16 protein-coding genes are annotated in these 16,549 nt (G+C 71.2%); 3 read left to right on the top strand and 13 right to left on the bottom strand.

Going from position 1 to position 16,549, the window contains the following annotated elements; translation table 11 throughout:
- Nucleotides 1–7: 7 nt before the first annotated feature.
- Nucleotides 8–646, bottom strand: coding sequence for a maleylpyruvate isomerase N-terminal domain-containing protein (locus AB0B64_RS42830; RefSeq protein ID WP_357959063.1), 639 nt, complete (start codon nt 644–646; stop codon nt 8–10).
- Nucleotides 647–711: 65 nt separating this feature from the next.
- The gene (locus tag AB0B64_RS42835) at nt 712–1,440 is read right to left on the bottom strand and encodes a nucleotidyltransferase domain-containing protein (RefSeq protein WP_357959060.1); all 729 of its coding nucleotides are present in this window, start codon (nt 1,438–1,440) and stop codon (nt 712–714) included.
- A 10-nt stretch (nt 1,441–1,450) separates the two neighbouring features.
- On the opposite strand from AB0B64_RS42835, the gene AB0B64_RS42840 reads away from it, so the two are divergent.
- Nucleotides 1,451–2,209 (top strand): SDR family oxidoreductase, encoded by a 759-nt coding sequence (locus tag AB0B64_RS42840; RefSeq protein WP_358185472.1) that lies wholly within the window; start codon nt 1,451–1,453, stop codon nt 2,207–2,209.
- Nucleotides 2,210–2,299: 90 nt separating this feature from the next.
- On the opposite strand, the gene AB0B64_RS42845 is transcribed toward AB0B64_RS42840, so the two are convergent.
- The 4 genes from AB0B64_RS42845 to AB0B64_RS42860 form a co-directional block, all read right to left on the bottom strand.
- Entirely contained in the window at nt 2,300–3,076 is a 777-nt protein-coding gene (locus tag AB0B64_RS42845; RefSeq protein WP_357959053.1) for an SDR family oxidoreductase, read from the bottom strand.
- A gap of 62 nt (nt 3,077–3,138) precedes the next feature.
- The gene (locus AB0B64_RS42850) at nt 3,139–4,077 is read right to left on the bottom strand and encodes a ribose-phosphate pyrophosphokinase (protein WP_357959050.1); all 939 of its coding nucleotides are present in this window, start codon (nt 4,075–4,077) and stop codon (nt 3,139–3,141) included.
- An 18-nt stretch (nt 4,078–4,095) separates the two neighbouring features.
- Entirely contained in the window at nt 4,096–4,569 is a 474-nt protein-coding gene (locus AB0B64_RS42855) for a GNAT family N-acetyltransferase (RefSeq protein WP_357959046.1), read from the bottom strand.
- 28 nt (nt 4,570–4,597) lie between these two features.
- A complete protein-coding gene (locus AB0B64_RS42860; protein ID WP_358185476.1) occupies nt 4,598–5,239 on the bottom strand; it encodes an HAD family phosphatase in 642 nt (213 codons plus the stop codon).
- Nucleotides 5,240–5,318: 79 nt separating this feature from the next.
- Between AB0B64_RS42860 and AB0B64_RS42865 the strand changes: the two genes are divergently transcribed.
- Nucleotides 5,319–7,088, top strand: coding sequence for an alkyl sulfatase dimerization domain-containing protein (locus AB0B64_RS42865; RefSeq protein WP_357959042.1), 1,770 nt, complete (start codon nt 5,319–5,321; stop codon nt 7,086–7,088).
- Between the two features lie 121 nt (nt 7,089–7,209).
- Here the strand turns inward: AB0B64_RS42865 and AB0B64_RS42870 are convergent, their stop codons facing one another.
- Together AB0B64_RS42870 and AB0B64_RS42875 are read right to left on the bottom strand one after the other, a co-directional pair.
- On the bottom strand, nt 7,210–8,616 hold the full coding sequence (locus tag AB0B64_RS42870; protein WP_357959038.1) for a cytosine permease: 1,407 nt from the start codon (nt 8,614–8,616) through the stop codon (nt 7,210–7,212).
- A 147-nt stretch (nt 8,617–8,763) separates the two neighbouring features.
- A complete protein-coding gene (locus tag AB0B64_RS42875; RefSeq protein WP_358185481.1) occupies nt 8,764–9,753 on the bottom strand; it encodes an NAD-dependent epimerase/dehydratase family protein in 990 nt (329 codons plus the stop codon).
- 253 nt (nt 9,754–10,006) lie between these two features.
- Here AB0B64_RS42875 and AB0B64_RS42880 point away from each other — a divergent pair, with 253 nt between their 5' ends.
- Entirely contained in the window at nt 10,007–11,398 is a 1,392-nt protein-coding gene (locus tag AB0B64_RS42880) for an ATP-binding protein (protein WP_357959032.1), read from the top strand.
- On the opposite strand, the gene AB0B64_RS42885 is transcribed toward AB0B64_RS42880, so the two are convergent.
- The 5 genes from AB0B64_RS42885 to AB0B64_RS42905 are packed head-to-tail and all read right to left on the bottom strand — an operon-like array spanning nt 11,355 to nt 16,530.
- A complete protein-coding gene (locus AB0B64_RS42885; protein WP_357959029.1) occupies nt 11,355–12,335 on the bottom strand; it encodes a D-glycerate dehydrogenase in 981 nt (326 codons plus the stop codon). The genes AB0B64_RS42880 and AB0B64_RS42885 overlap by 44 nt on opposite strands.
- Nucleotides 12,332–13,771 (bottom strand): FGGY family carbohydrate kinase, encoded by a 1,440-nt coding sequence (locus tag AB0B64_RS42890; RefSeq protein WP_358185486.1) that lies wholly within the window; start codon nt 13,769–13,771, stop codon nt 12,332–12,334. Before AB0B64_RS42890 ends, AB0B64_RS42885 begins: the two co-directional genes overlap by 4 nt.
- 7 nt (nt 13,772–13,778) lie before the next feature.
- Complete coding sequence (locus AB0B64_RS42895) at nt 13,779–14,615, bottom strand: hypothetical protein (protein ID WP_357959023.1); 837 nt, start codon at nt 14,613–14,615, stop codon at nt 13,779–13,781.
- Between the two features lies 1 nt (nt 14,616).
- Nucleotides 14,617–15,666, bottom strand: coding sequence for an alcohol dehydrogenase catalytic domain-containing protein (locus tag AB0B64_RS42900; RefSeq protein WP_358185489.1), 1,050 nt, complete (start codon nt 15,664–15,666; stop codon nt 14,617–14,619).
- A gap of 48 nt (nt 15,667–15,714) precedes the next feature.
- The gene (locus AB0B64_RS42905) at nt 15,715–16,530 is read right to left on the bottom strand and encodes a DeoR/GlpR family DNA-binding transcription regulator (protein WP_357959017.1); all 816 of its coding nucleotides are present in this window, start codon (nt 16,528–16,530) and stop codon (nt 15,715–15,717) included.
- Nucleotides 16,531–16,549: the final 19 nt, after the last annotated feature.

Here is a 16,549-nt window from a genome sequence, read left to right on the forward strand (position 1 = left end):
GTGTGGCTTAGAAGGCGCTGATCGTGGCGGGCGCCCGCTCGGCCCTGCTCAGCGTGCGGATCACCGCCGTCGCGCCATGACGGTGTACGGCAAGCCGCGCCAGCAGCTCGACGACCGGCTCGACGACCGAGGCCGGCAGCTCGGGAGTCTCCACGCCCACACTGGCGGCCAGGTCGTCGGAATGCACGACCAGCTCCATCAGGCGGGTGAGCAGGAGGTCGTCGAACCGGAGCGACCAGCCCGACCACGGCAGGTACACCACCTTGTCGCTGGGCTGCGCGGGCAGGGCGACCCGCTGCCGGTCGAACAGCTCGCCCGCCCTGGCGGCCAGCGCCACCGGGCCATCGGCGGCGGCCACCTCACCGGCCCGCCGGATGCCCACGTTGCTCTCGTGGTCGAGACCCGCCTGCACCCACGGCGACCTGGTGAAGTGCTCGATCAGCGGGATCGGCTCACCGGGCGGCCCGCCGTCCTCGAGCAGGTTGTCGACCCGGACGATCTGGTGGGCCAGGTGCGCGGCCAGTCCGGCCACACTGAACTCGGTCAACGCGCTCGGCTTCTCCCACGCGGCGGCCACGGCCGGCTCACGCAGCAGCGCCACCGCGGACGACGCGGCGACCAGATAGGACTCCCTGATCTCCCCCATGTCCCGCCTTTCCCCGTTTTCTGGTGGTGACCCGGCAAAGACTATCCGGGGTGCTGTCCTGATCGTCAGCCGAGGGCGCGCCTGATCGCCGACCTGATGAAGACCCTGGCCAGCGTCGCGCGCCTGAAGCGGCTCAGGAACGGCCGCGGCAGGCCGTACCTGCGGGCTCGGATGTCCGCCACCACGTTCATCGGCGCGCCGAGCTCGGCCAGCACGTCCAGGGCCTCCCGCTTGGTGATCAGCCGCCCGTCCCGCAACGTGACCGTCGCCCTCGCCACGGTGATCATCCCGAGATCCACCCAGATGTCCCGCAGCCACAGCTTGCGCGTGCGCGTCTTGACCAGCCAGAAGTCCCGGAGATCCGCCCGGATGAACTCGCTCAGCTCCTCGTCCGTCACCGGCGGCAGCAGGCCCGCGGGCGGCTCGCCGTGCAGCTCGAGAGCGCCCGAGTGCAGCTCACGACGGGTCACCGGGGTGACCGGCCGCTCGTACAGCTCCTGGTGCGCCCAGGTCACATGGTCGGTCGCGAAGTCGCCCAGCCGGTGTTTGGGCATGTAGGAGCAGTGCAGATGCTCAGCGAGCGGCAGAACGATCTCCTCGTGCAGCTTGGCCAGCCGTTGCCGCTGCTCCTCGGTGAGGTCCGTCTCGACCACCGCGATGAGATCGAGATCGCTCTTGCCCGGCTGGTAGTCACCCGCCGCGAGCGACCCGTGCGCCCACAGGGCGACCAGGGGTACGGCCGGCCTGATGTCGTGGAGGAAACGGGTTAGCAGAAGATCGGTGGCCGCATGCATGATGGCCACTATGGTCGACACGAGACGCGACGGAAAAGTGGCCCTGGTCACCGGTGTGGGCCGCACTGTCGGCATCGGCGCCGGCATCGCCCGCCGGCTGGCGGCCGCGGGCTGGGACATCGCCTACACGTACTGGACCCCGTACGACGAGCGCATGTCCTGGGGTGCCGAGCCGGGGGCGGCCGACGCGATCGGCGAAAGCCTCGCCGGGCGCGGCGCGGCGATCGAGGCCGACCTGACGGACGCCGACGCCCCCGCACGGATCTTCGACGAGGCCGAACGCCGGCTGGGCAACATCACCGCCCTGGTGATGTGCCACTGCGAATCGGTCGCCTCCGGCCTGCTCGACACCACCCTCGCGAGCTTCGACCGCCACTTCGCCGTCAACGCGCGGGCCACCTGGCTGCTGGTCCGCGAGTACGGCCGCCGCTTCTCCGGCGCCCACGGGACCGGCCGGATCATCGGCCTCACCAGCGACCACACGGTCGGCAACCTGCCCTACGGCGCGAGCAAGGGCGCCCTGGACCGCATCGTCCTGGCCGCCGCCCGCGAGCTGGCCCACCTCGGCGTCAGCGCCAACGTCATCAACCCCGGACCGGTGGACACCGGCTGGATGTCGGACGAGGCCCGGGAGACCTTCCTCCGCCAGACCCCACTCAACCGCCTCGGCACGCCCAAGGAGACCGCCAACTTGGTCGACTTCCTGTGCTCCCCACAGGGCCAGTGGATCAACGGCCAACTGCTGATGAGCAACGGCGGCTTCGTCTAGAGCGGTGTCCACGACGGACCGTTTGCCTCTTCTGCCCCAAAGGACCTCAGCTCACGACGGACCGTTACAGGGATTGAGGCGGTCACCGCACTAAAGCGCGTGGCCACCCGCCACCTGGAGAACCTGACCGGTGATCCACCGAGCCTGGTGCGAGGCGAGGAACACGACGGCGTCGGCGATGTCGGCGGGCTCGCCCACCCGCCCCAGCGGCACGATATCGCCGACCCGCGCGCACATCTCGGCGTCCATCCAGCCGGTCTGCACCGGGCCGGGAGCCACCGCGTTGACCCGGATGCCGGTCGCACCGAGGTCGAGCGCGGCCGCCCGCGTAAGGGCCTCCAGTGCCGCCTTGGACGTCCCGTACCCGATCTGACCGGGAAAGGCGCGCGCGGCGTCCGTGGAGACGTTCACCACGCACGGCTCGCGGCCGTCCCGCTGCCGGCTCGCCAGTTCGGAGACGAGCAGCGCGGGGGCGATCGCGTTGACCTCGTAGTGGCGGCGCAGGCCGTCGGCGGTGAGGGCGCCGAAGGTGTCCGGGGTCTCGCAGTGCGCGGCGTTGTTCACCAGCACGTCGACCGGCCCCAGCAGCCGCTCGACCGCGTCGAACAGCTGTCGCGCCGCCTGCGGCTCACGTAGGTCGGCGGGTACGGCCACCGCGTCGCGGAGCCCGGCGGCCAGCGCCTCGGCGACGTCCCTGGTGGGGGTGACATGCTCCCAGGTGACGCCCGGGGGAGCGGGCCTCTCACTGAAGTAGTGCACCGCCACCCGCGCCCCCTCAGCCGAGAAGGCCCGCGCGACCGCCGCCCCGATGCCTCCACTGGCGCCGGTGACGAGAACGGTCCGACCGGCGAGTTTCGTATCGACCATCCGAGGAGCATGTCGTGATTAATCCCCCATGGCGAGCCAGGGGGACCGGAACCGGCCTTTTGTCAGGGCGCGCTGAACAGCGCGCTCACCGACTCCCCGTCGTGGATCCGCCGCATCGCCTCGGCCAGCGCCGGGGCGATCGACAGGACCGTGAGCTTGTCCGTGGGCTTGGGCACGGGCACGGTGTTGGTGCAGACGATCTCCTCGACCTCGGGCAGCGCGGTCAGCCGCTCGATCGACCCGGCCGCGAACAGCCCATGCGTGCACGCCACGCGTACGGAGTTGACGCCACGCTCGCGCAGCCGGTCGAGCAGCTCGATGACGGTCGTGCCCTTGGCGATCTCGTCGTCCAGGATGATCACGTCCTTGCCCTCGACCTCGCCGATCACCGAGCTGATCACCACCCGGTCGTCGCTGAAGCGCTGCTTGGCCCCCATCGCCACGTCGGTGCCGAGCAGCCGGGCGAAGTGCGCGGCCTCCTTGGCGTTGCCCAGGTCGGGGGAGACGACGACGGTGTTGGACAGGTCGTACTGGCGGAAATGGGCGGCCAGCTCGCGCAGCGCGTGCAGGTGGTCGACGGGCACGCTGAAGAAGCCGTGCACCTGCGGCGAGTGCAGCGTCATCGTCAGCACCCGCCCGGCGCCCGCCGTCACCAGCAGATCCGCCACCAGCCTGGCCCCCATGGAGATGCGCGGCGCGTCCTTTTTGTCACTCCGGGCAAATGCGTAATGCGGCATCACCACGGTCGTCCTTGCGGCGGACGCGCCACGGGCGGCGTCGAGCATCAGCAGCAGCTCGACCAGGTTCTCCTGTACGGGCGGAACAAGCGGCTGGATGATGAAGACGTCGCGTTCTCTGCAGTTGGCCTGGAGCTGGACCTCCAGCACGTCGTTGGCGAAGCGGCTGACCTTGACCGGGTGGAGCGGGGTGCCCAGGTGGGAGCAGATCTCCTCAGCCAGGTCGGGGTGGGCGCTGCCGCTGAATACCGTGATGTCTCGCACGATTCCGAAAGGATAGCTTCACGGGCTCAGGTAATGGTGCACCAGGGCAGGTTCACCGGCCGCGTTGCGCCATCGGGCCCGGGAGGTGGCGACACGCTGCCAGCCGTACCTCTCGTAGGCGGCGATGGCCGCCCGGCCCTCGTCGGAGACCTCCAGGGTGAGACGTCCGTCCGCGTCGGCGAGGGCGGTGTCCAGCAGACGGGCGGCGAGCCCGCCACGCCGGGCGGAGGGCGTGACGAACAGACGGGTCACGGACGCGCGGACGGGCGCGCCGACCAGCTCGGCCACCCGCGACTCGACCTGAGCGAGCCCGACATGACCGACTATGACGCCCTGCTCGTCCAGGGCGATCCAGGCGCGGAGCAGGTCGCCAGGCGTGAGCCAGCTCTGCGGATCGTCGGGCCAGTCCACGGGGTAACGGTCGGCGGCCTGCACCTCGGCCAGCGCCTGCACACACGCGTCGAGATCGGCGGGAGTTCTGAGTCGGATCATCGCTGGAGCGCCGCCATTGTGAGTCGAGTCATCGTTCGAGTGCCGCGACCGTGAGGGAGTCGAGGTCGGGGACCACCTTCCAGGCGAGTGCCAGCGCGTCGGGGGCGGGCGGATAGCGGGGATGGGGCACGGCGATCACCCGCATCCCGGCCGCGTGCGCCGAACGCAGGCCGTTGCTCGAATCCTCCACCGCCACGCTCTCGCGTGGGTCGACCCCCAGCTTGGCGGTCGCCTCCAGGTAGCCGTCCGGGGCGGGCTTGCCGCGCGGTACCTCCTCGGTGGAGACGGTGACGGCGAAGCAGTCACGGAAGTCGGCCGCGTCCAGCACCACCTCGATCAACGCACGCGGCGAGGAGCTGGCCAGGCCCAGCGTGAGGTCCGCCGCCAGGCGCCGTACCGCCTCGGGCGCCCCCTTCATCAGCGGTACGCCGTGCCGGTAGCGCTCGGCCATCTGGTCCACCACGCCGCGCGCGATCTCGTCCGGAGGCAGCGCAACGCCGAGTTCGTGCAGGTAGGCGGCCCATTCCTGGGTGCTCATCCCCATGAGCCTGGACTGGGTGTCCTCCTGCCAGGTGCCGCCGTGTTCGGCGACGTACGCCCGCCGTACCTCCTCCCAGACCGGCTCGGAGTCGACGAGCACGCCGTCGAGGTCGAACACGCACGCTTCCACGGAACCTCCTAGCGGGCTTTGTCGGGATTGCCCATTAACGAGGATATGCGTTGACCGGTTCTCGGGAATGGGCCTGGGCATGGCCGACCTTCCACTCCACGATTCCAACGACTTCGAGGCGGCGGCGGATCGCGGCTTCATCGCGAAGTTCAGCCCGGCGGTGGTCAGCGCCGTGGACAGCAAGGTCATCTGGGACGGCGAGTCGGCCGCCTTCCTGGAGCAGGAGTGCCCCGGCAGCGCGCATCCCAGCCTGTGGCGGCAGGCCCGGCTCTCCGCCAGGCAGGGGCTGTACGAGGTGACGGACGGCGTCTACCAGGTGCGCGGGTTCGACCTGTCGAACATGTCGATCGTCGAGGGCGACTCCGGCGTGATCATCATCGACCCGCTCATCTCCACCGAATGCGCCGCCGCCGCGCTGCGCCTCTACCGAACCCATCGCGGCGCCCGGCCCGTGACCGGGGTGATCTACACGCATCCGCACGTCGACCACTTCGGCGGCGTGCGCGGCGTCACCGGCGGCGGCGTGCCGATCCTGGCGCCCGCGGGCTTCCTGCGGAACGTCGCCCGCGAGCACCTGCACGCCTGGTCCGCCACGGCCCGCCGATCCGTCTACCTGTACGGCCAGGCCCTCGAACGATCACCCGACGGCCAGATCGGTACGGGCCTGGGCAAGACCCGCTCCATCTCGCTCATCGCCCCCACGATCGACGTCGAACGTACGGGACAGGAGGAGACGGTCGACGGGGTACGCATCGTCTTCCAGCTCGCCCAGTCGCCACCGGAGCTGGCCCTGTACCTGCCCGGCCGCCGGGCCCTGTGCCTGGGCGAGAACGCCACCCGCAACCCGCACAACCTCCTGCCCCTGCGGGACGCCAAGGCCCTGGCCCGGCAGCTGGACGAGACGGTCGCTATGTTCGCGGCCGAGCTCGATGTCGCCTTCGCCTCGCACCACTGGCCCACCTGGGGCGGACCGGAGATCACCCGGTTCCTGACGCAGCAGCGCGACCTGTACTCCTACCTGCATGACCAGACCCTGCGGCTGATGAACAAGGGCCTGACCGGAGCCGAGATCGCCGAGGCCATGCGGGTGCCGCCCGAGCTGGAGCAGGTCTGGCACACGCACGGCTACCACGGGCCGGTCGGCCACAGCGTCAAGGCCATCTACCAGCGCTACCTGGGCTGGTTCGACGGCAACCCCGCGCACCTGTGGGAGCACCCGCCGAGGGAGAGCGCGATCCGCTACGTGGAGTGCCTCGGCGGCGGGGCGGCCGTCGTCGCGTTCGCCAGGCGCTACCTCAAGGAGAACGACCTGCGCTTCGCCGCCCAGCTGCTCAACCACGCGGTCTTCGCCGACGAGGGCAACAAGGAGGCGCGTGACCTGCTCGCCGAGGTGTACACCCGGCTCGGGCACGGCGCGGAGAACCCCACCTGGCGCAACCTCTACCTGACGGGCGCGCTGGAGCTGAGCGACGGCGTCGTGCCGGCCGCCACGGAGCGGGCCGCGCCCGGCCTGGTCGCGGCGCTCGGCGTCGACCAGATCCTCGAATCGATCGCCATCCGGATCGACGGCCCGCGGGCCTGGAACGAGAGCCTGTCCATCGACTGGCACCTGACCGACCTGGGCGAGAGGTATCGGACCACGCTGTCGAACGGCGCGCTCATCCAGCACGCCGACCCGCCCGAGGGGCCGGTCGACCTGACCTTGCGACTGACCAAGGCGCAGCTGCTCGGCCTGCTGGCCGGCCGGGGGGTCGAGCGGGTCGAACGAGAAGGCGACATCGGCGTACTGCGGCGCCTGGTGGCCGTACTCGACCACCCGATACCCGACTTCGCCATCGTGACCGCCTAACACAGCGCGGGTGCCCGTCCTTGGGCCTTGTACGACGACGGACCGGCTTCCTCTTCTCCCCGGAGGGGGTATCTCCCAAAGGACCCCAGCCACCACGACCGTCACAGGCCGTCCGGGGCCCTCAGCCGCTACGGCGGGGCGCCAGACTCGAAATCGCGAAGTAGAGAACTCCCGCCAGCACCAGCGCGACCACCACGCCGATGTTGGCCGCCCCGAACGTCCCCGCCCTCAGCTGGTCACTCATCAGGAAGCCGACAACCCGGGCGATGTTCGGGTCGGTGGAGGTGATGAGCCCGACGCCCACGACAGACGCCACGACCAGCGAGATCACCCCGGACCAGTTCAGAGCGGGCGCCCCGGGCCGAAGCAGCCGCTCGTCGTAAGACCGCCCGCCCGCCCGCCGGAGCCACATGTCGACGAGGAAGACGGCCACCCAGGCGGCCATCACCACCCCGATGATCGCCAGGAACGCCTGGAAGGTCGCCAGAAAGCTGGTGGAGACGAACAGCAGGTAGTAGCCGCCGAGCACCATCAGCGCGCCGTCGATGAGCACCGCGTAGTGCCGCTTGATCGGCACCCCCAGCGCCAGCATGGACAGTCCCGACGAGTAGATGTCCATGATCGCCCCGGCCAGGAAACCACCGATGGCGGTCAGCAGGTACGGCAGCAGGAACCAGGTCGGCAGCGCCGCCGCCAGCGCCCCGACCGGATCCGCGCCCGCGGCCTGGGCCAGCTTGGGGTCGCCGCCGGCCAGCAGCACGCCGAAGACGAGCAGCACCATGGGCGGCACCGCCCCGCCCACCGTCGTCCACAGCGCCACCGACGAGGGCTTGGACGCGGTGGGCAGGTAGCGCGAGTAGTCGGCGCCGCAGTTGACCCAGCCCAGGCCGAGCAGCGTCATCGCGAAGATGATCGCGCCCACCCAGCCGCCGGGGCCCGCGGTGGTGTCCAGCGAGGTGCCGAGCTTCGGGGCCATGAGGATCATGTACACGACGGTCAGCACGATGAACGCGTACGTCAGATACCGCTGCACCGCCATGATCAACGCGTGGCCGTACACCCCGATCACGATCGTGAGCAACGCGGCGACCGCGAAGCAGGCCGCCATGGCGGTCGTGCCGGGAATGCCGGGCGCGACCCGCTTCAGGATCGCCGCGCCGCCCTGCGCCGACAGCGTCACGAGCACGATCTCCCAGCCGACGTTCGAGACGTAGGAGAGTACGGCCGGCAGTTTGTTGCCCTGGTAGCCGAAGGGGGCGCGGCCGAGCGTCATCGTCGGCACCCCCGACCGGGTGCCCGCGATGGCGACCAGCCCGACCAGCCCGAACGAGAGCGCGTAACCGATCGCTCCCGTGATGATCGCCGGGACGACGCCCAGACCGAGCCCGACGATGTAGACACCGAAGGCGACGCCGAACAGGGAGAGGTTGGCGCCGGCCCATGGCCATAACAGGTCCCGAGGCGCGCCCCGCCGCTCGGCTGCCGGAACGGCGTTGATGCCGTTCTGCTCAACGGTCATCATGTCCATGAGCGGACGGTACACCCGGCAACCGCGCCGCCCCAGAGCAGGTGACCGGACGGCGCGCCTGGTAACCGCGCCGCCCCAGAGCACCGGCAGCCGCGGCTGCCCCACCAGCAGCCGGGATCAGCCGTCGAGCCCCAGCAGCAGCTGAGATCAGCCGTCGAGCCCCAGCAGCGCGGCCTCCACCTTCGGGTCCAGGCCGACCGGCGGCCGGTCGGGACGCATGGGCGCCCGCCCGCCGATGCTCCGCAGCCACGCCCACGTGTCGGCCACCGTCTCGGCCACCGGCCGGAATCGCAGCCCGGCCGCCACCGCCTTGGACACGTCGGTTCGGTGGATGGAGTCGTGGTCGTCGCCCTGCAGCCAGATCGGCAGATCGGTCCACGGCTCCACGCCGGCAGCCAGGATCGGCTCCGGCTCCACCCACCGCAGCTCGGCCTCGGACTCGGTCACCTGTACGCAGGTCCGCAGTAACCCCTCCATGGTGACGAATCCCGACGGGCTCACCACATTGTAGGCGCCACCCAGTCCGTCCTTGGCCACCTCAAGGCACCACCGGGCCATGTCGCGCGCGTCCACGTACTGCAGGGGCAGCTCGGCGGGCCCCGGCGCGAGCACTGGCCCGCCACGCGCGATCCTGTTCAACCACCATGGCAACCGCCCGATGTTCTCGTACGGTCCCAGGACCAACCCCGCCCGCGCCAGCAGCGCCCGCTCCCCGAAGGCCGCCACCGCCGCCAGCTCCCCACCGGCCTTGAACCGCGCGTAACCCACGTCATCGCCGTCATCGGCCGAGGCCGCCACCACCGGAGCGTCCTCTCCGGCACCGGCCGCAGTCGGGTAGGTGTAGACGGACCGGCTGGACACGTAGACGTAGTGTCCCGCCCGCTCGGCCAGCAGCGTCGCCGCGTCGCGTACGGCGGACGGCGCCCACGACCAGGTGTCGACCACGACGTCCCACTCACCACGGTCGAGTGCCGCCAGCCCACCCGGCTTCGCCCGGTCGCCCCGCAGCCCCGTCACCGTGGGTGGCGGGGCATGCGTGCCCCGGTTGAACACGGTCACGTCCCAGCCGGACGCGACAGCCTCCTCGACGAAGGCCCGCCCCACGAACTCCGTCCCGCCCAGCACCAGAAGCCTCATGCCACCACCCTGCCGATCCCGGCCACCGCCCGGTAGCGGTGCACGCCGACAGCGGAATCGCCAGCAGCGAAACCACCGACCGCAGAATCGCCGACAGCGAAACCACCGACCGCGGAATCGCCGACAGTGGAGCCCCTTACTCTCCGCGACGATTTAGCGCTGTAAAGGTAGATATATCAGCAGGTCAGTATCAATGCTGTTCCTCGCGGCATAATAGGGAAGTGTCACAGATAGTGATGCTAGGGACCATGGAATGGTGAAAAGGATCTTCCCCTGCTCGATCCGGGCTCGCCTGACCATGATCGCGACGCTGGTCGCGGCCGTGGTCTTCGCCGCCACGGTCGGCCTCACCCTGAGCACGTTGCCGAGCAGCCTCCGCGGCGCCGTGCAGAACCGGGTGGAGCTGGCCGTACGACGAGTGGCAAACGACGCCCGCACAAAGGAGCTGCGCAGTGTGCTCCCGACGCCGGCCCGCGTACCCCTCCTGCAGGTCGTCTCGTCCGAGGGCACCGTCCTCGCCTCCAGCCACAACCTGAGGGGCCAGCCCCCCGTCGCGAACCTGCGGCTGCCCCAGCCGGAGACGATCTACGCCACCGAGATCGAGCTCACCAGCGACAGCGAGAGCGTGGAGCACGGCGCCAAGTACCTGGTCATGGCCATGCAGTCGCGGACGCCGTACGGCCTGATCACCGTGTACGGCGCGTCCTCACTGAGCGACGTCAACCGGGCACTGGCGTGGCTCTATGCCCTGATCTTCCTCGGCACCCCGCTGATGCTGCTCGGCGTCGCGGGCATCACCTGGGCCGTGGTCGGCCACACCCTGCGCCCGGTCGAGCGCATCCGGGCCGAGCTGGCCGAGATCACCGGGCACGACCTGAGCCGCCGGGTCCCCGTGCCCGGCGCCGGGGACGAGATCTCCAACCTCGCCGTGACCACCAACGACACCCTCGACCGGCTGGAACGCTCCGCCGAGACGCAACGCCGCTTCGTGGCCGACGCCTCGCACGAGCTCCGCAGCCCCATCACCGCGCTGCGCACCCAGCTGGAGGTGGCCAGCGCCTACCCGGACGACACGGACTGGGCGTCGACGGGCGCCCGGGCCCTGAAGTCAGCCGACCGTCTGACGGACATCATCGAGGAGCTCCTGATGCTGGCCCGGCTCGACGCGGGCGCCGTCATCGACTGGCACGTCGTCGACGCCTGCCAGCTGGCGGAGGAGCAGGGGCGGCGCCGTGCGGGAGGCGACATCAGCGTCGTCACCCACGTGATGGGCACGGCCCCTGTCATGGGCTCGCGCATCCAGCTGGACCGGCTGCTGACCAACCTGCTCGACAATGCCACCCGGCACGCCACCAACAGGATCGACCTCCAGGTGGCGGTCAACCATCGAGACAAGACCGTCGACATCACGGTCACCGACGACGGGGCGGGCATCGCGGCCGACGAGCGCGAGCACGTCTTCGAGCGCTTCACCCGCCTGGCCGAGGCCCGGGCCAGGGACAAGGAGGGCAGCGGACTCGGCCTGGCCCTGTCGAGGGAGATCGCTCAGGCGCACCGGGGGACCCTGACGATCACCGACCACTATCCAGGCGCCCAGTTCGTCACCCGTCTGCCGCTGTACCTGGATGGAGATTCACCGGTGTGAGCGGTTCGCGCCCGTCCAGCACGGCCGCGACGTTCGACACCGACAGGTGACACATCCGCTCGCGGGTCGCCGTGCCCGCGCTGCCGATGTGCGGGGTCAGCACGGTGTTGCCGAGCTCGACCAGCGCCGGGTTCACCGCCGGCTCGCCCTCGAACACGTCGAGGGCCGCCCCCGCGATCGTCCCCGCCCGCAGCGCCTTCACCAGCGCGTCCTCGTCGACGATGCCGCCACGAGCGGTGTTGACCAGGATCGCGGTGCGCTTCATGCGGCCCAGGGCGTCGGCGTCGATGAGGTGGCGGGTGGCCGGGGTGAGCGGGCAGTGCAGGCTGACCACATCGGCGCGCTCCAGCAGCTCGGGCAGCTCGACGAACTCGACGCCCCGCTCATCCTCCTCCGCCAGCGGCGAGGAGGTGGGCGTGGCCAGGATCTCCATGTCGAACGCGCGGGCGCGCCGCGCCACGGCCCGCCCGATGCGGCCGTAGCCGACCACGCCGAGCGACGCCCCGGCGCTGAGATCGAGCCCGAGCAGCATGCGCGGCCCCCAGACCCACGGGGTACGCTCCCGCAGCAGCCGGTCGCCGTCCAGCACGCGGCGCGCGGCGGCCAGGATCAGCGCCATCGTCAAATCGGCGGTGGCGCCGTCGAGCACCCCGGGGGTGTTGGTGACCTGGATCCCGCGCTCGGTGGCCGCGGCCACGTCGATGTTGTCGTAGCCGACCGCGGTGTTGGCGACGACCCGCAGCGACGGGCCCGCCGCGTCGAGGAACTCGGCGTCGATGCGCTCGGTGAGCGTACACACGACCCCTTCCGCGCCCGCGGCCAGGCGCAGCAGCGTGGCGCGGTCGGGTGGGTCCTCCTCGCCGCACACCACGGGACGGCCGAGCGAGCGCACGAGCGCCATGGCGGCGTCGGTCAAGGTGCGGGTCACGTAGATCATCGACTCTCCTCGCTCATCGGGGGTGCCGTGGGGGCGGGGCGGCCCACGATCCTGCCCCAGGTCTCGCCGTACGACTCCCACCGCGCGGCGACGACGTGCGCCCACTCGGGACGCGGGTCGATGCGCCGATACGGCGGCGCGGGGAGTATGACCCCGTCCGTCCCCTCGGCGGCCATCGCCGCGGCTCCCATCGCGGGCAGGTACGTCTCCTCCACGAGATGGACCGGCCGTCCGAACAGGTCCGCCACGATCCCGGCGTAATCCAGCGAGCCCACCATAACGACATGATCGGAGTCGCCCAGCATCAGGCGGACCGCGAAGGCCACCCCCTCGACCGCGCCCCACGCCGCCGACCAGGCGTCGGTATCGGGCAGGTAGCCGAGCAGGGCGGTGCGCGGCCGTTCCAGCCACAGCGGGCCGCGCTCGGGCGTCACATGCGGGATGAACACGGGCGCCGCCTCGGCCTGCGCGATCGTGGCCGCTCCGGCTCTGGCGATCAGCTCCTCCACCGCGTCGCCGTAGCCGAGCAGCCGCGCCGCGACCGACAGAGCCACGCCGCCGTTCGTCGCGGAATGCCACAGCCATCTGCCCGGCCGTACGTCCGCGCGCTGCAACACCCGCGGCGCCCGATCAGGTACGGCGGAGCTCCGCGTGACCACATGCGTCGTGCCCACCGTGTACAGCGGCGCGCGAGACCCGTGGATGTCGAGCAGGCAGGCGGCGGCCGCCGTGTCGGCCGCCCCGGTGACGACCGGGATGCCAGGGCGCAGCCCCAGCTCGGCGGCGGCCTCGGGCAGGAGGGTGCCGAGGGGCGACAGCGACGGGACCACCGGCGGCAGGACGTGCCTGGGCACCCCCACCAGGGCGGCGAGGTCGTCGATCCAGTCACAGCCGTCGGTGCAGGCGAACAGGCCGCTGTAGGAGGCCTGCGTGGGGTCGATCGCGTCGCGGCCGGTCAGCCGGTGCCCCAGCCAGGTGCCGACGAACCCCATCGTGCGCGTACGCGCCAAGGTCTCCGGCTCGTGCTCGGCGAAGAACCGCCAGGCCAGCCCCATAGCGGTGGCCGGAAAGGCGGCATTGCCCACCAGGGTGGCCGCCTCGTCGCCGCGTGCCTTGGCGTACGCCTCCACGAGGTCGGGGAGCGCGGGATGATCCCAGCACAGGCCGGGCGCGACGGCCTCGCCGGCGTCGTCGAGGGGGATCGCGACCGGGCAGTGCACGGCCAGGCCCACGGCGTCGGCGCGGGTGGCGTCGCCGAGATCGTGGCAGGCCAGCCGCACGCTGCGCGCCCATTCCGCCGTGTCCACCCGGCCCCGCGCCTGCCGGTGAGCGGGACGGTGGTCGGCGCGGCCGCGGGCGAGCACCCGGCCGGCGCCGTCGACCAGGACGGTCTTGGTCGCCGACGTGCCGAGGTCGATCCCCAGATAGGTGGCCATGTGGTCCCTACTTCAGCAGCTCCGCGGCCTTCTCCGGCTCGACGTCCTCATGGACGACCGCGCGGAGGGCTCGCACCATCTTGCCGGGATCCTCCGCGCCCCACACGTTCCGGCCGAAGGTGACACCGCGCCCGCCCGCCTCGATCACCGAGGCCGCCTGCCGGAGCACCTGCAACGGGCTGTCGGCCTTGGCGCCACCGGCGGCCACGACGATCGCGGGCGTGCCCTCGACGATCTCGCGGAAGGACTCCGTCGAGCCGGAGTACCAGGTCTTGACCACGTCGACGCCCAGCTCGGCGGCGGCCCTGGCGGCGTACAGGATCGCCTCGACGCTGCCCTTCCTGTCCTCCCACAGCTCCCCGCTGGGGTAGGCGTGGCAGACCACGGGCAGTCCGACCGCGCCGGCGCTCTCCACGACGCCCGACAGCAGTTCGAGGTCGCGCGCCTGGTTGGAGGACCCGGCGCTGATGCCCACGGCGACCGCCTCGGCGCCCAGGCGGATCGCGTCGGACACGCTGGCCACGACCGCGTCGTAGTGGGCGTGGAAGTCCACGGAGAACGTCGACGCCTTCAGGATCCACGGGACGCGCGTGGGATTGTGGGCGATCACGTGTCCGGCGATGCCCTTGAACATCGTCACGGCGTCGGGACCCGCCGCCGCGATGCCGTCGTACGTGGGTGCGATCCCCGCCAGGCGAGGGGCGACACCGCGCGGCACCGCCTGGTCGAGGGCCACGGTGACCGTCCGGCCCGTGGCGCCGAACAGCCGGCGCAGCCGGATCGTCCGGCCCAGAGCGCTGGTCGTGCCCGTCGGGTTGATATCGAGTGTGGCGTAAGCCGTCATGTCAGTCCTTCCAAGGAGATATGCCGACGCGGAGGTCGCGGCCTGAAGCGGCCAGGTCGATGGCCTTGGCCATGTCGTCTATCGGGAACTGGGTGCCGACCAGGTCGTCCACCCTGAGCTCGCCCGCGGAGATCATTTCGGCGATCTTCGTGAAGCCGTCGAGCCGGCACGAGGAGGCGCCCACGACGGACCACTCGTTGTAGTGGATGTCGTTGGCCGGGATCTCCAGCACGCTGCCCTCGCCACCGAACCCCGCGAACATGCTGACCCTGGCACCGGGTGCCAGGCAGGCCAGGTAGGGATGCACGGCGTCGAGCCGTCCCACGGCGGCGATGAGCACGTCGACGCCCGCCCCGCCGGTCCACTCCAGCACGTCGGCCGCGGTGCCCTCGCCGGGGGACAGGGCGAGCTCGGCGCCGGACGCCAGCGCGGCTTCGCGCCGCTCAGGGATCGGATCGACCGCCACGATCCGTGGGACGCCCAGCTCCCTGGCCAGCCGTACGTGCATGAGCCCCAGCGGCCCGCACCCGCTGACCAGCATGGTCTCCGCGCCCGGCGCGCCGGCCAGCAGCTGGCCGTTGTAGGCGCAGGCCAGGGGCTCCACGATGGCGGCCTCCGCGGCGGACACGCCGGGCACGGGCACCAGATTGCCCGCCTCGACCGCCTGCGCGGGCACCCGGACGTACTGGGAGAAACCGCCGGGCAGTTGGTAGCCGAAGGCGACCCGGTTGCGGCAGATGTTGCCGCGGTCCTTGGCGCACGCCACGCAGGCGCCGCACGGCACCAGTGGATAGACCGCCACCTGGTCCCCGATGGACAGCCCGGCCGGCAGGGCACCGGCCACCTCGGCGATCGTCCCGGCGAACTCGTGACCCATCACGGTGGGATACGTGACGTTCCGCTTCTTGGTGCCCTGGTAGATGCGGATGTCGGTGCCGCACACGAGGGAGCTCTCCACGCGGACCAGGACGTCGCCCGGCTCCAGCGCGGGCCGCTCGACCTGGGACACGTCCAGGCGCTCGGGGGCGCGCAACACTGCCTGTTTCATCATGGCCTCTCGCTCGGTGGGGGTCGGTCGTCGCTGTCTGTAGATCAGCGGTCATTGCCTGTCGGTCGGTGGGAGGTCCGTCGTCGGGCAGACCACGATCCGCAGGTCGCCGCCGCTCGCCGCGCGCAGGGCGGCCAGCGCCTCGGGGTCGGCCCCGTCGTCGGTGAGGAGCGTCCAGGGGCGATCGATCGGCGACCAGTAGGAGCTGGCGTCGTCCAGGAGCTTGGCGGAGTCGGCCACCACGACCAGCCGGCGCGTGTGCTGGCTCATCAGCGTCTTCAGCGAGCTCTGCTCGAAGGTGCGCGAGGCGATGCCCCGGGTGGGATGCACGGCGTCGGCGCCCAGGAAGGCGATGTCCGCGTACAGCCCCCTGACCATCTCCTCGGCCCCCGGACCCGTCATGGTCTGGTTGATGCGGCGCAGCCGCCCGCCCATCACCACGACGTCGACGCCCTCCTCCTCCACCAGCGTGTTGACCGCCCCGAGGCCGTTGGTGAAGACGGTGAGCCCGGACTTGCCCAGCAGGTAGCGGGCCAGCCGCTCGGTGGTCGTGCCGGCGTCGAGCAGGACCACCTGGTCGTCCTCGACGTACTCGGCGGCCTGGCGGGCGATCGCGTCCTTCTGCCGTACGTGCTTCATGCGGCGCTGGCGTACGGAGATCTCGGTGGTGCCGCCGCCGAGCACCGCCCCGCCGTACGTCCTGGTGATGCGGCCTTCCTCGCGCAGCTGGGCGAGGTCGCGGCGGACCGTGGCGAGGGAGACGTCGAGCGTCTCGCTCAGCCGTTCCACCTCTACGGTGCCGTCCGTGTGGGCGGCGAGGAGCTCCATGATGCGCTCGCGGCGCGCCCTGCTGGGCAAACGGCTCACCGTGCACCACCTTCTAGAT

Origin of the sequence: Nonomuraea sp. NPDC049129, from assembly GCF_040648495.1 — a bacterium.
GTDB lineage: Bacteria > Actinomycetota > Actinomycetes > Streptosporangiales > Streptosporangiaceae > Nonomuraea.